This window comes from Shewanella mytili (assembly GCF_046765975.1).
Taxonomy (GTDB): Bacteria; Pseudomonadota; Gammaproteobacteria; order Enterobacterales; family Shewanellaceae; genus Shewanella; species Shewanella mytili.
The window spans coordinates 71690-87361 of record NZ_JBKOUD010000005.1; the positions used below are offsets into that span (position 1 = coordinate 71690).

Genomic DNA, 15672 nt, shown 5'->3' on the forward strand with positions numbered 1-15672 from the left:
GAAAAAGCACCACGCCATGGCGTGGTGCTTTTTTGTTGCCATTTTTGGGGTCAAATCCAGGGCAACAGGGTTTTGCTCTGTTGCAACGCCTTGGCAAAGTGCCGGGCGCTGGCATGGCGCAGGCGGTAAAAGCCCTGGTAACACAAGGGCACCAGATACAAACTGGTCACGGTGGAAAAGCCCAGACCGCCGATGATGGCAATGGCCATGGGGGCATATTCCGGGCCGCCGGAACCTACCTGGGTTTGGCCGACAGCTAACGGCACCAGCCCCAATATGGTGGTGGCAACGGTCATCAGCACCGGCCGCAGGCGGGTGATGCACACCCGGGTAATGACCTGGGGCAGTTGCTCCAGGCCAGGCGTCATCTGATTAATCTGATCCACCAGCACAATGCCGTTATTCACCACAATGCCCATCAGTACCAGAATGCCAATCATAGCCATGATGGACATGGGCGTATGGGTAAGCAGCAAGGCCCAAAACACGCCGGTGATGGAAAACAATATGCTGGTGATAATGGCGCTTGGCAGTAACAGCGACTCAAACAAGGCGGCCATCACGATGTAAATCATGGCGACGGCCAGCAGCATATTAATCAGCATGACCGATTGCTCTTCATCCTGTTTTTCAAAACCGCCGGTGAGCGATGAGCGGTAACCATCGGGCAAACTCACCTGTTGCATGGCTCGGGAGATCTCCTTTTGCGCCTGCTCCATGGTGATCCCCTCCAGGTTGGCACCAATGGACAGGGCCGTTTCCCGGTTGTAATGGCGGATAACGTCAAACCGGGGCACAATCTGGATCTGGGCCACCGTACCCAGTGTAAAGACTTTGTCGTCAAGACGGGCCACTGGGAGTCGTTTCAGGGTGTCCAGCGATTGCTGCCACTGCTTGTCATACAACAAGGCGATGCGCAGCTCGCCGCTGGGGTCGTGGCGAAAAGAGCGTAACTGGGTGCCCCGCAGCGCCGTGCTGATGGTGGTGGCAATATCGCTCAGTTTCAGGCCAAGGCGGGCCGCCAGCTCCCGGTTGATGTGAATGACCACTTCCTGCTGGGCGCCGTTAAGCTCTGAGCGTACATCCGCCAGCCCCTTGATGTGGGACAATAAAGGGATCACCTGTTGGCTGAGGCGAATAAGCTCGCTGGTGGAGCGGCCGGTAAGGGTGAGCCGTACCCCTGATGCGCTGTCACCCCAGCCAAACTGGGGCTTGGCGAAGGCGTATTTGGGAAAACCTTCGCGGATTTCCTGTTTCAGGGTGGCCAGTGGCATGGGCAAATCCGGTTTTAACAAAATCACCGAGCTGGCGTTGTCAGGCGCGTAGTAACTGTATACCGCATCAATATGGAATTTTGCCTGATTGGCATACAGGTAATGCTCCATCTGATTGACCATGGCTTCGGTCAGTTGCAGGTTGTGGCGCCCTTCCACCCGATAGTCAATATACATCCGCTGGGTGCTGTTGCTGTCTTCATTGTCCTTTTGCACCAGTTGCAGCGGTATGGCGGTGGATGACAGCACCAAGGCGGCCAGCAATGTGGAAATCCGCGGGTGATGGAGCACCCAGGCCAGCGACTGCTGATAATGCCGCTGCAGTTTGGGGGGCGGTGCATCCACAAGGTCTGGTTGCAGGTGGATGCGGCTCAGCAGCAAGGGAATGAGCGTTTTGGCAACCAGCAGTGATGCTGCCAATGAGATGCAGATGGCCACCGCTACGTGCTCCAGCATCACGGTGAGCTGGACTTTCACGCCGAAAATATTGGGCAGGAACACAATCGCCGTGGTCAGGGTGCCCGCCAGTACCGCCAGCGACACCTTGTCCACCCCGGCAATAATGCCGTGTATTCCGCCATGATGGTGCTGTTGCTCTTGCAGCACGCTTTCTGACACCACCACCGCATTGTCAATCAGCATGCCGATGGCCAGCAGCAATCCCATCATGGACAGGATATTGAGGCTGTAACCCAGAAGGTACATGCCGGCCAGCGTCATGCAGATGGAGATGGGAACCGATGACACCACAATCAGCGTCATGGGCAGATTGCGTAAAAACAGGTACAGCACCACAAAGGACAGCAAGGCGCCAATCAACCCTGACATCAGCAGTTCATGCAGCGAGGATTCCACTTCCAGTCCCTGATTATCCATCACGAACAACTTGATCCCCTGAAACTGTTTGTCCTGCTTGACCGCATCAATCACCTTGATGACGTTGTCGGACACCTGCACCAGATTGGCCCCGGACTCCTTGAAGATGTCCAGTCCCACGGCATATTTCTTGTCAAGATGGCGCCCGGCGGTGGCTTCTGGGAGGGCAAAGCGGATGTCGGCCACATCCTTAAGTTGTAACCCCGGCCCAATGCTCAACGCGCGGATGTCATCCAGTTGGCGAAACTCGCCCTTGGGGGATACCTGATACAGCACATTGTTGTCTCGCAGGGCACCACCGCTGATAACAAAGTTTTCCCGCAGCAGCTGCTGGCGTAACGCTGGCAAGGTGATGCCGCTGGCCGTGAGCTTCTGGGCATCAATGCGGATTTCAATCCGTTTTTGATCAACCCCGTACAGGGTTACCTGGGATACGCCCGCTACCCGCTCCAGTGGCCGGCGCAACTGTTTGTCCAACAGATCAAAGGCGGCGGAAAGCTCCCGCTCACTGGAGATGCGGATGGTGAGCACCGGCATGTCGGCGGTGGAAAACTGCAGCAACTGCACCCGCTCCACATCATCGGGCAGGAGGTGGCGCACCGCATCGATTTTTTCCCGGGCTTCCAGACTGCGGGTGGCGACACTTTCGCCCCATTTCATCCTGATTTCAATTTCGCTGCCATCCTGGGAGGATTTGGACAGCAGTTCATCCACACCGCCCATGGTGGCAAGGGACTCCTCCAGTACATTGGTGATATCCCGCTCCACCTCCGCTGGGGATGAGCCCTTGTATGGCACCTGCACGTAAATTTGCGGAATGTCGATGCCGGGCAACATCTCCAGGGGCAGCAAGCGCGCGGATGCCAGCCCAAAGAGTAAAATCGCCACAAAAAACATGCTGGTGGTGACCGGACGCTTTAATGCCAATGCGGTTAGATTCATGGGTTGACTCCCGTCCCGTTGAGGGCGTCGGCATGGGTGTCATCAGCGCCATCAAAGGTTTTTTGATCAAACAGGGCATACAGCACCGGTATGACCACCAGGGTCAGCAGGGTTGACAGGCTCAATCCGAAAATGACCGTAATGGCCATGGGCGCTCGCACTTCGGCGCCATCACCCAAACCGATGGCCATGGGTAGCAGCCCCAACGTGGTGGTCAGGGTGGTCATCAGGATGGGGCGAAGCCGTGATGCTGCGGCATCGCGGATGGCATCGAGTTTGTTCACACCGGCGATGCGTTGCTGATTGATGCGATCCACCAACACAATGGCGTTATTGACCACAATGCCCGCCAGCATGATAAGGCCGATAAACACCACCACGGATAACTGGCTGTGGGTCAGCCACAAGCCGTAAACGCTGCCACTGAGGGCCATGGGAACGGCCATCAGGATAAGCAGGGGGTGCAGCAAGGATTCAAACTGGCTGGCCATGACGATATACACCAGAAACACCGCCAGCAGCAGCGCAATTTTAAGGGAGTTGAACGAGCTTTCCATCTCTTCATTCTGGCCGCCAAAGCGCACTTGCACGGAAGCGGGCAAGGGGAGCTGGGTCAGTAACTGGCGGGCGCTGGCCACGGCCTGGTTCAAGTCACCCTGGGCCAGGTTGGCCGAGACAATGGCAACCCGTTGCTGGCTGATGCGGTTGATGGCCGAGGGGCCAACCGTCAGCTGCACTTCTGCCACGGCATTTAACGGCAATGGGTGAGGGCTGTCCGGATTGACCAGCATGGCACCAATATCGCTGATATGGCGCCGCTCATCGGCCTGGCTGCGTACCAGTATGTCAATCTTGCGCTCGCGTAGGGTGTATTTGCTGGCAACGGTGCCGCCTACCCGCTGGGCGATTCGGGTGGCAATGGTAGGGGCATCCAACCCCAGCGCAGCAATCCTTGCATGGTCGAAATGAATGGTGATTTCCGGCTGGCCGTCGCGCAGGGTGCTGTTAATGTCAGTAAACGTGGGATCGCTGGCCAGAAGCGCCATGAGTGCATCCGCACTTTGTTTCAACGGCTTGAGCTCATAACCGCTCAGCTCAATCTCCAACGGGGTCTTGAAGCTGAAAAGCTCGGGAAACTTCACATGGGCTTCCAACTCCGCAATGGTGCGGGCGCGGGCACGTAATTTTTCCGCAACCGACTCAAAGGCATGATGATCTTTCAGTACTACTTGCAAGCGTCCCCAGTTCTCACCGCCGCGGCTGGTGTCGGCGGTCATCAGGCCGCCGCTACCGGCTTGGCTGTAGGCGTGCTGCACCGCATCGTCATCGGCAATGGCAGCATTGAGTTGCTGCAGTACCTGATCCGTGCGCTTTACCGCCGTGCCTGGCGGGAGCAGAATTTCCACGTAGAACTCCCCTTGGTTCATGGGCGGGATCAGCTGCATTCCCAGGCGGCTTAGCAGTAATCCCGCCGAGGCGGTAAACAGCAGCGCAATGGCCAAGGTAAGCGTTTTATGTTGCAGGGCACCTTCCAGCAGTGGCTGGTAAATCCGTGCCAATAACCGGTAACCGGCGTTAAACAGCGCTGCCAGTGGTCGCATGAATAACCCCAGCAACCAGCTGCCCAGCCTTGCCAGCAGCAGGGTTAGTGTCATCAAGCCTCTTGGCAGCCAGTTAAACAGTAACCGGAACGGCAGGCGCAGTAGCATGGCCGCATGGTGGCGGATTTTCCCCCAGCGATCTGTTGCCAGCGGGGACGGGGGCTGTGGCGGCTCCTCGGCCGATAACGGGGTAAAGCCTTTGCGTGAAGCCAGCATGGGGATGGATGTCAGTGCCACCAGCAGTGAGGCCAGCAGTGCAAAGGTGACGGTAAGGGCCTGATCCTTGAACAGGGCACCGGCAATGCCGTCCACAAAAATCAACGGCACGAACACGGCCAGGGTTGTGAGGGTGGAGGCGGTAATGGCTCCGGCCACTTCCCGGGTGCCGCTAATGGCGGCTTGTTGCCGGGTTATGCCCGAGGCTTTGCAGCGGTCGATGTTTTCCAGTACCACAATGGCATTATCCACCAACAATCCCACCGCCAGGGCTATGCCGCCAAGGGACATGATGTTCAGGCTGAGGCCGGCAAAATACATCATGTTAAAGGTGGCAATCACCGAAAACGGAATGGAGAGGGAGATAATCAGGGTGGGAACGATGTCCCGCAAGAACAGGTAAATGACCAGCATGGCCAGCAAACTGCCGATTAAGGCGGCTGAGGTCACTTCACTCACGGCGCTTTCAATAAAGGCGGACTGATCGTAAATTACCTCCGGAACCGGCGCGGCAGTAGTCGCCGCCTGGGCTTTCATGTGTTGCAGCCGTTGCTGTAGTTTCTGGGCAACCGCAACCGTGTTGGCATCACCCTCCTTGTAAATGGCCAGTTCAATGGACTCTTTGCCGCCGATGCGGGTGATGTCCGAGCGTTCCTTGAATCCATCGGTTACCGTGGCAATATCCCCCAAGCGCACCAGCGTTGCGTCATGGCGGTAAATGATGATCTGCGACAGCTCATTGAGATTGCGAAACTGGTTGACGGTTCTGACCAGGTATTCCTTGTCGCCTTGTACCACTTTGCCGGCGGAGAGGTTGATGTTCTCTTCGGCAATGCGTTGCTTGATAAGCTCGCTGCTCAGGTTCAACTGGGACAGCTTTTGCTGGTTAAGCAGAATGTGGATTTCCTGCTCCAGTCCGCCGGACAACCTGACCGACGCGATGCCTGGCAGGGTTTCCAGCTCCCGCTTCAGCTCCTCTTCTGCATAGGTGCGCAGCCGTTTGAGCTCCTTTTCGCTGCCGTCTTTGGCGGGTAATGCCAAGCGCATGATGGGGTCAAGATTGGGGTTAAAGCGCAGTAACAGCGGCTTGTCCACATCCAGTGGCAGCTCAATGGTGTCGAGTTTCTCCCGCACTTCCAGCCCCGCCAAATCCATCTGGGTGCCCCATTCAAATTCCAGCGTGACATCCGAGGAACCTGCACGGGAAACAGAGCTGATTTTGCGCAAGCCTTTCACAATTCCCACCGCTTCTTCAATGGGTTTGCTGACCAGTTGCTCCACTTCCACCGGTGCTGCACCGTTATAGGCGGTACGAATGGTGAGGGTGGGATAACTGAGATCCGGCAGCAGTTTTACCGCCAACCGGGAAAACCCCACCATGCCGAACATCATGATTGCCAGCATGAACATCCACACGGTGACCGGGCGCTGCACCGAGGTGTTAATTATTGACATGTGCAAGTCCCTTGGGGTTATTTGGCGGCGGTGAGGGTTAATGGGGATAGAACATCCACCAATGACTGGTCTTTCAGGTTATGTTGGCCGCGAATGACCACCTGTTCCCCGGGGTTAATGCCGCTGATCACTTCGACCTGATCGTTTTGGCGATACCCCAGTGTGACATCCCGGTACTGGGCCTTGCCTTCCTTGATGATGTACAGCGCCTGGCGGTCATCCTGATTCACCACCGCATTGTAGGGCACCACCAGTACATTGCTGTGGGTGTCATATTTCAGCTGCACCCGGGTGAACATGCCGGCCTTGAGCTGTTGCTGGTGGTTGGGTACCAGCAGGGTGACCTTAAAGGTGCCGCTGGTGCTGTCTATCACCGGGCTTATTCTCAGTACGCTGGCGGCGGCATAATCGTTTTTATTGCGAAAAACCTGCGCTTCCTGACCGGTTTTCAAACTGGCAAGCTGCTGCTCCGGCAAGTGCATGATGCCGTAAAGCTCGTCTTGCTGTACTACATAAAACAGCTTATCAAACTCTTTGGCCATATTGCCTTCCTTGATGAAGCGGCCGGCAATCACTCCGTCAATGGGGGAGCGGATTTCGCTCTCGGTAACCTGCAAGGCGGCCAGATCCCGCTGGGCAATGGCGGATTGCAGGCTGTATTCCAGTTTGGAGACACTGTCGGCACTGATGAATTCAGGATTTTTCATTTTGCGATAGCGGGCTAACTCCTGGGAGAGGATTTTGACCTCCGCTTCGGAGTGCGCCAGCTGGTAACGCTGCTGGCGGGCATCAATTTGTGCCAATAACTGGCCTTTTTTCACCCGGTCACCTTCTTCCACGTAAATCTGCTCGATGACGCCGGCAATGCGGGTGGCAACATTGGCCTCTTCGGGGGCTTCCAGTGTGGCGGTGGTGTTGTAGTAAGAGGAGACCTGGCCTGTTGTGACTGTTGTGACCTCAACCGGTATGGCGAAGGCTTCTTCTTTTTTTGTGGTTTGTTCTTCGCCGCAGCCGCTGAGCATGAGTGTCATGATGCCGGCAACGGCAATAGCGCTTATGTGTGTGGATGAAAATTTCATTGAAAAATCCTTATCATTCAGACTAAACCACTTAAAGCAAAACTGATGCCATAAATTAATATTGTTTTAATACAATTGGTTATGTTTATTTTTGGATGAAAAAGCCTAGATTTACCTCGGAATGTCGCGAAACTGTTTATTAATTGGTGAATTTTGCTAAATCAGTTAACAGTATGTTTCTTGTACAAGGGCGTGTGAGATTAGACGAGCAGAGGGGATAAAAAGGTTGGAAGGGCATCAAATAATAAAGGCGCCATCAGGCGCCTTTAATAAAGTGGCATGGGATAATTAACGCTTGTCCAGTGCCACAAAGTCACGGGAAGCGTAACCGGTATACAGCTGGCGTGGCCGGCTGATCTTGTGACCGGGTTGATCCAGCATCTCTTTCCAGTGTGATACCCAACCCACAGTGCGGGAGAGGGCAAAAATCACGGTGAACATGCTGCTAGGAATGCCAATGGCCTTCATGATGATCCCGGAGTAGAAATCCACGTTCGGATACAGCTTCTTGGAGATGAAATATTCATCTTCAAGGGCAATGCGTTCCAGCTCCATGGCAACATCCATGAGCGGATCATCGATTTTCAGTTCGCTGAGCACTTCATGACAGGTTTCACGCATCACTTTGGCACGAGGGTCAAAGTTCTTGTAAACCCGGTGACCAAAGCCCATCAGACGGAATGGGTCATTCTTGTCTTTGGCTTTTTCAATGAATTCAGGAATGCGATCCACGGAACCAATCTCTTCCAGCATGCGCAGGCAGGCTTCGTTAGCGCCGCCATGGGCAGGGCCCCACAGGGAAGCGATACCCGCCGCCACACAGGCAAAGGGATTGGCACCGGATGAACCGGCCAGGCGCACAGTGGAGGTGGACGCGTTCTGTTCATGATCCGCATGCAGAATGAAGATGCGATCCATGGCCCGTTCCACAATCGGGTTCACCTTGTATTCTTCGCAAGGCACACCAAACATCATCTGCAGGAAATTGCCGGCATAGCTCAGTTCATTGCGAGGGTACTGGAAAGGTTGCCCCACGGAATATTTGTAACACATGGCAGCAATGGTCGGCATTTTGGATACCAGCCGGTAGGCAGCCACTTCACGGTGACGGGCATCGGCAACATCCAGAGAGTCCTGATAAAAAGAGGACAAGGCACCTGTTACCCCACATAACATGGCCATTGGGTGAGCGTCACGACGGAAACCGCGGAAGAAAGATGCCAGTTGTTCATGCACCATGGTGTGGTTGCGGACAGTCTTGGCAAACTTTTCGTACTGACTCTTGTTGGGTAACTCGCCGTATAACAGCAGGTAACACACATCCATATAACTGGACTCTACGGCCAGTTGTTCGATGGGATATCCCCGGTGCAGCAGTACGCCTTTGTCACCATCTATAAATGTAATTGCTGATTCACATGAGGCGGTGGCAAGAAAGCCAGGGTCGAAAGTAAAGTAACCTTTACTGCCCAATGTACTGATATCAATCACATCGAAGCCAGCGGTTCCTTGTTTTACTGGCAGTTCTATTGATTCGTTCCCTGGAAGTTCCAATTTGGCTTTTAAATCAGCCATACCCCAATCTCCTTAACTTCAATAATGTGAGTGCGGCTTATCAAACGGCCATTACTTTACAAGTAATCTGGATCACATTTCAATTTAAATACGCGTTTAAATCCGTTAGACATTGGTATAGGTAAGACCAATTTCCCTGTTAACTCTATGGGTTACGGTAAAAATATGCCGAAAAAATAAAATTTGCAGAATGTGATGTTTGTATTTGACTTTTACGGCGAGTATACTTGCTGCGGTCCTTGGGGGCTATAAACAGGACGCTTATATCTCTCTTTGTATATTCCATAAATATGAATTGGGTCAATTAGTTACCTGTTTGTAAACAGCAGTCCGTTTGCAAAAGTCAAAACGTGACTTGCGTCACAAACTGATTTTTTGTCAAAATCAGTTCATATAACAAAAATGCTCAATGGAGCTGAGTGAGCAGAACGTGAAAAAGCAAAGACCTGTCCATCTAGATTTGCAGACCATTCGCTTTCCGGCGACTGCAATCGCATCCATTCTCCACCGTGTATCTGGTGTCATTATGTTGTTCGCTGTCGGCATTTTGCTGTGGTTGCTCAACGCTTCCCTACAATCCGCCGAAAGCTTCAACCAGGTTCAGACCCTGTTGGATGGCTTCGTGGTGAAGTTCATTTTGTGGGGCATTCTCACCGTACTTGGTTACCATCTGCTGGGCGGCTTGCGCCACTTGGTGATGGATACCGGCCGTTGGGAAGAGCTGGCATCCGGTAAAGCCTCCGCCAACGCAATTTTTGTACTGGCGATTGTTTTATCTGTATTGGCAGGAGTGTGGATATGGTAACCAACGCAGCAAGTTTCGGACGCAGCGGCGTTCATGATTTCATTATGTTGCGCGCGAGCGCTGTAATACTGGCGGCTTATACCATCTTCTTGGTGGTGTTTGCGGCGGTAAGTTCTCCTCTCACCTATGACGTATGGCATGGCCTGTTTGCGACCCTGCCCATGAAGGTGTTCACGCTGCTGGCTTTGATTGCACTGTTAATCCATGCCTGGATTGGTGTCTGGCAGGTGCTGACCGATTACGTCAAAAACGTCTCGCTGCGCGGTGTATTGCAGTTCGTATTTGTGGTGACTGCCTTGGTTTATCTGGCAGCCGGCATCCTGATTGTCTGGGGGGTATAAGTGGCTATTCCAGTTCGCGAGTTCGATGCAGTGGTAATTGGTGCCGGTGGTGCCGGCATGCGCGCTGCACTACAGATTTCTAAGGAAGGCAAAAGCTGTGCGCTGTTGTCTAAAGTATTTCCAACCCGTTCTCATACCGTATCGGCCCAAGGGGGCATTACGGTAGCGCTGGGCAACGCCCACGAAGACAACTGGCAGTACCATATGTATGACACCGTCAAGGGGTCTGACTTTATCGGTGACCAGGATGCCATTGAGTACATGTGCCAGACCGGCCCTGAAGCGGTCATTGAGCTGGAACACATGGGGCTGCCTTTTTCCCGTTTTGACAACGGCAAGATTTATCAGCGTCCTTTTGGTGGCCAGTCCAGGGATTTCGGCGGTGAACAGGCGGCACGTACTGCCGCGGCTGCAGACCGTACCGGCCATGCCTTGCTGCACTGTTTGTACCAGCAGAACGTAAAAAACAAAACCCAGGTATTCTCAGAATGGTATGCGCTGGATCTGGTGAAAAATGCCGAAGGCGTGATTGTGGGCTGTACCGCGCTGGAAATTGAAACCGGTGACATCGTGTATTTCAAGGCCAAAGCCACCGTATTGGCTACCGGTGGCGCCGGACGCATTTTTGCGTCGACCACCAACGCACACATTAATACCGGTGATGGTGTGGGCATGGCTGCCCGCGCCGGCGTACAACTGCAAGACATGGAAATGTGGCAGTTCCACCCCACCGGCATTGCCGGCGCCGGGGTGCTGGTAACGGAAGGTTGCCGTGGTGAAGGCGGCTACCTGCTGAATAAAGACGGCGAGCGTTTTATGGAACGTTATGCGCCCAACGCCAAAGACCTGGCCTCCCGTGATGTGGTTGCCCGCGCCATGATGACCGAAATCCGCGAAGGCCGCGGTTGTGTTGAAGGCGATTTGGGCCCGCACTTGAAACTGAAACTGGATCATCTGGGCAAGGAAACCCTGGAAGCCCGCCTGCCCGGAGTATGCGAACTTTCCCGTACGTTTGCCCATATCGACCCGGCTGACGGCCCAATTCCGGTTATCCCTACCTGCCATTACATGATGGGCGGCGTGCCTACCCGCGTGACCGGACAGGTTATCCATCGCAATGAAGACGGCGTGGAGCAGGATGTGAAAGGCCTGTTTGCCGTTGGGGAAATTGCCTGCGTATCCGTGCACGGTGCCAACCGCTTGGGCGGTAACTCCCTGCTGGACTTGGTGGTCTTTGGTCGCGCCGCCGGGCATCATCTTGGCGAAGTGCTCAAGGATGGTGAAGCGCCTCTGGCCGCTACCGAAGCGGAAATTGCCAAGTCCCTGGATCGCCTCAACCGTTGGGAAAGCAACAAAGACGGGGAAGACCCTTTCAAAATCCGCAAGGATTTGCAAATGTGCATGCAGATGCACTTCTCGGTATTCCGTACCGGTGAAGCCATGGCCGAAGGCCTGGAAGAGCTGCAGCAGATCCGCCAGCGTCTGGCCAATGCCAAATTGTCTGACAACTCCAAAGAATTCAACACTCAGCGTATTGAATGTCTGGAACTCGATAATCTGATGGCTACGGCCATTGCCTCGGCTTATGCGGCCAACTACCGTACCGAAAGCCGCGGTGCCCACAGCCGTGAAGATTATCCGGAACGTGATGATGCCAACTGGTTGTGTCACAGCCTGTTTGACCCGGTCAGCGAGAGCATGAACCGTCGTCCGGTGAATATGGCACCCAAGTTCCGCGAAGCGTTTCCACCTAAGAAACGTACCTACTAAGGAGTTGTACAGATGAAATTGGATATTGCAGTTTATCGTTACAATCCTGATGTGGACAACAAACCCTACATGCAGGATTACAGCCTGGAAATTCCTGACGGTTCCGATTTGATGGTACTGGATGTACTGTTGAAGCTGAAAGAGCAGGATCCGTCCTTGGCGTTTCGCCGTTCATGCCGCGAAGGGGTTTGCGGCTCCGATGGCATGAACCTGAACGGTAAAAACGGCTTGGCCTGTATTACCCACGTGTCTTCCTTCAACGGCAAGAAACTGGAAATCCGGCCATTGCCCGGCATGCCGGTAGTGCGTGATTTGGTGGTCGATTTGACCCAGTTCTACAAGCAGTACGAAAAAATCAAGCCCTATCTTATCAATGACGGCAAACAGCCCATCCGGGAGCACTTGCAATCTCCGCAGGAGCGCGCACATTTGGATGGTCTGTACGAGTGTATCATGTGTGCTTGCTGTTCTACCGCTTGTCCGTCATTCTGGTGGAACCCGGACAAATTCATCGGCCCCAGCGGCTTGTTGCATGCCTATCGCTTCCTGATTGACAGTCGCGACAATGCAACCGAAGAGCGCCTGGATGCACTTGATGATGCTTACAGCGTATTCCGTTGCCATGGCATCATGAACTGTGTCGATGTTTGTCCTAAAGGGCTGAACCCGACCAAAGCCATTGGTCACATCAAGTCCATGTTGTTGAAACGGGCGGTATAAATGCGAGGAGACGGCCAATCATTCGTACATGAATAGGCTCGTCTGGAGTCACTTCCTGAAGAGCAGGAGGTGGCTCTCTTTTGTATGTAAGGGACAACAACTTGCCGCGCAATACGGAGATTTCTCTGGCGGTCTTTATCTGATGAAACATCAGGCAATGCACGTATACCAAGATTGAAAGGAATAGAAATGCACCAAGGCATCATGAAAGCTTGGCTCGAGTCCTCTCACCTGAACGGGGCAAACTCGACCTATGTAGAAGAGATGTATGAAGCCTATCAGGAAGACCCCGAGTCAGTCACTGAAGACTGGCGCGCCGTCTTTGATAACCTGCCTCCCGTTAATGGTACGTCTGCGGACATACCAGAAGCCACCCACTCCAAGATCCGCGACTATTTCCGAGCTTTGGCTATGGAAGGACGACACAAAGGCGTCGCCCGGGTAACCGATCCTGAAGTCGATGCGAAACAGGTTAAGGTTTTGCAGCTCATTAACGCTTATCGGTTCCGTGGCCATCAGAACGCCCGCCTTGACCCTCTGGGTCTGTGGAAGCGCGATACCGTGGCAGAACTGGACCCTGCATTCCACGGCTTGACTGCCGAGGACATGCAACGAGAATTCAATACCGGCTCGTTTGATCATGGTGGCGACACCATGAAACTGGCCGATTTGCTGGCAGCACTGAAAGCCACCTATTGTGGCTCCATCGGTGCTGAATACATGCACATTACCGATACCGAAGAAAAACGCTGGATCCAGCACCGTCTGGAACCCACGCTCGGTAAGGCCAGCTATGACCAAGCCATGAAACACCGCATTCTGGATGGCCTGAATGCGGCAGAAGGCATGGAAAAATACCTGGGGGCCAAGTTCCCCGGCGCCAAGCGCTTCTCGCTGGAAGGCGGCGATACCCTGGTGCCCATGCTGCGGGAAATCATCTACCGTGCCGGGGATGCCGGCACCAAAGAGATTGTCATCGGCATGGCGCACCGTGGTCGCCTCAACGTACTGGTGAACATTCTGGGCAAGCGCCCGGCAGAGCTGTTTGACGAGTTTGCCGGCAAGCATCATGACAATCTGGGGTCTGGTGACGTGAAGTACCACCAGGGCTTCTCCTCCGATTTTGAAACCCCGGGGGGCAACGTGCATCTGGCGCTGGCCTTTAACCCATCCCATCTGGAGATTGTCAATCCGGTGGTCATGGGCTCGGTTCGGGCACGGCAGGATCGCCGAGGCTGCACTGACGGCTTGCAGGTAATGCCGATCACCATTCATGGTGATTCGGCCATTACCGGGCAGGGGATTGTGCAGGAAACCTTCAATATGTCCCAGACCCGGGCATATAAAGTCGGTGGCTCCATCCGCATCGTGGTGAACAACCAGGTGGGCTTCACCACCTCCAATCATCAGGATGTGCGTTCTACAGAATACTCCACCGATATCGCCAAAATGGTGCAAGCGCCGATTTTCCATGTGAATGCCGACGACCCGGAAGCCGTGGCGTTCATCGCCCAGCTGGCCGTGGATTTCCGTAACACCTTCAAGCGGGACATCCTGGTGGATTTGGTCTGTTATCGTCGCCATGGCCATAACGAGGCGGATGAGCCAAGTGCCACCCAGCCGCTGATGTACAGCCAAATCAAGAAACATCCCACCACCCGCAAGATTTACGCCGATCAGCTGATAAGCCAGCAGGGCATTTCCGCGGAAGAAGTGACCGCCATGGTCAACAACTACCGGGATGCGCTGGATAAAGGCGATTGCGTGGTCAAGGAATGGCGCCCCATGACGCTGCACACCGTGGACTGGACGCCTTACCTGAATCACGAATGGGATGAGGACTACGCAGCGGCCGTGCCACTTGAGCACCTCAAAGAGCTGGCAGCCAAAATCAGTTACGTGCCGGAAGGCTTCAAACTGCAATCCCGTGTAGCCAAAATATACACAGACCGCAGCACCATGGCCGCAGGTGAAAAGGCGCTGGACTGGGGCGCGGCAGAAACCCTGGCGTACGCCACCATTTTGGAACAGCGCAAACGGGTGCGGATCAGTGGTCAGGACTCAGGTCGTGGCACCTTCTTCCATCGCCATGCGGTACTGCATAATCAAAATGATGGCACTACCTACCTGCCACTGCGCAATGTGGCGGACAAACAGGGCTCATTTGACATCAACGACTCCGTATTGTCAGAAGCCTCGGTACTGGCCTTTGAATACGGTTATGCCACTGCCGAGCCTGAAGGCTTGGGCATTTGGGAAGCCCAATTCGGTGACTTTGCCAACTGCGCCCAGGTGGTGATTGACCAGTTCCTGTCATCCGGCGAGCAGAAATGGGGCCGTTTGTGCGGCTTGACCATGCTGTTGCCTCACGGCTATGAAGGCCAGGGGCCGGAACACTCCAGTGCCCGTCTGGAACGCTTCCTGCAGCTTTGTGCCAACCACAACATGCAGGTATGCGTACCGTCCACTCCCGCGCAGGTGTACCACATGCTGCGCCGTCAGGTGGTGCGCCCCATGCGTCGTCCGTTGGTGGTCATGTCGCCCAAGTCATTGCTGCGTCATCCCCTGGCGGTTTCTTCACTGGAAGAGCTGGCACAGGGCACTTTCCAGAATGTCATCGGCGAAGTGGACGCTCTGGATCCTGCACAGGTTGAGCGGGTGGTTTTCTGTAGCGGTAAAGTCTATTACGAACTGCTGGAGCGCCGCCGTAAAGAAGAATGCCAGAATGTGGCCATCATCCGTATCGAACAGCTATATCCGTTCCCTCACGAAGAAATGGCCAAAGTGCTGGCCGCTTACCAGCATGTGAAAGATTTTGTCTGGTGTCAGGAAGAGCCGCAGAACCAAGGCGCCTGGTATTGCAGCCAGCACCATTTCTGGATGGCCATCCCCAAAGGGGCACAGCTCAGCTATGCCGGTCGTGAAGCGTCAGCCGCACCTGCCTGTGGTTACCCTGAACTGCACCGACACCAGCAGGAATCTCTGATCGTCAGCGCGTTAAATTTGAAGTAATAAATT

Annotated in this window: 9 protein-coding genes; 5 read left to right on the forward strand and 4 right to left on the reverse strand. The window is 54.4% G+C overall.

The features are described from left to right. Positions 1-50: 50 nt before the first annotated feature. From ACIDEJ_RS07015 to ACIDEJ_RS07030, 4 genes are all read right to left on the reverse strand, one after another. Positions 51-3092 (reverse strand): efflux RND transporter permease subunit, encoded by a 3042-nt coding sequence (locus ACIDEJ_RS07015; protein WP_411987375.1) that lies wholly within the window; start codon positions 3090-3092, stop codon positions 51-53. Continuing rightward, positions 3089-6364, reverse strand: a complete 3276-nt coding sequence (locus ACIDEJ_RS07020) for an efflux RND transporter permease subunit (RefSeq protein ID WP_411987376.1) — start codon at positions 6362-6364, stop codon at positions 3089-3091. Before ACIDEJ_RS07020 ends, ACIDEJ_RS07015 begins: the two co-directional genes overlap by 4 nt. Positions 6365-6381: 17 nt before the next feature. Then, positions 6382-7443, reverse strand: coding sequence for an efflux RND transporter periplasmic adaptor subunit (locus tag ACIDEJ_RS07025; protein WP_411987377.1), 1062 nt, complete (start codon positions 7441-7443; stop codon positions 6382-6384). 288 nt (positions 7444-7731) lie between these two features. Further along, positions 7732-9018, reverse strand: a complete 1287-nt coding sequence (locus ACIDEJ_RS07030; RefSeq protein WP_411987378.1) for a citrate synthase — start codon at positions 9016-9018, stop codon at positions 7732-7734. Between the two features lie 409 nt (positions 9019-9427). Between ACIDEJ_RS07030 and sdhC the strand changes: the two genes are divergently transcribed. The 5 genes from sdhC to sucA all read left to right on the forward strand — a co-directional run bounded on the left by sdhC (position 9428) and on the right by sucA (position 15666). Then, complete coding sequence (gene sdhC / locus ACIDEJ_RS07035) at positions 9428-9823, forward strand: succinate dehydrogenase cytochrome b556 subunit (protein WP_411987379.1); 396 nt, start codon at positions 9428-9430, stop codon at positions 9821-9823. After that, positions 9817-10164 (forward strand): succinate dehydrogenase, hydrophobic membrane anchor protein, encoded by a 348-nt coding sequence (sdhD, locus tag ACIDEJ_RS07040; RefSeq protein ID WP_411987380.1) that lies wholly within the window; start codon positions 9817-9819, stop codon positions 10162-10164. The genes sdhC and sdhD overlap by 7 nt, the downstream gene beginning before the upstream one ends. Then, positions 10165-11934, forward strand: coding sequence for a succinate dehydrogenase flavoprotein subunit (gene sdhA / locus ACIDEJ_RS07045; protein WP_411987381.1), 1770 nt, complete (start codon positions 10165-10167; stop codon positions 11932-11934). Between the two features lie 12 nt (positions 11935-11946). Then, positions 11947-12654, forward strand: coding sequence for a succinate dehydrogenase iron-sulfur subunit (locus tag ACIDEJ_RS07050; protein WP_411987382.1), 708 nt, complete (start codon positions 11947-11949; stop codon positions 12652-12654). A gap of 189 nt (positions 12655-12843) precedes the next feature. Next, positions 12844-15666, forward strand: coding sequence for a 2-oxoglutarate dehydrogenase E1 component (gene sucA, locus ACIDEJ_RS07055; RefSeq protein WP_411987383.1), 2823 nt, complete (start codon positions 12844-12846; stop codon positions 15664-15666). The last annotated feature ends 6 nt before the right edge of the window (positions 15667-15672 follow it).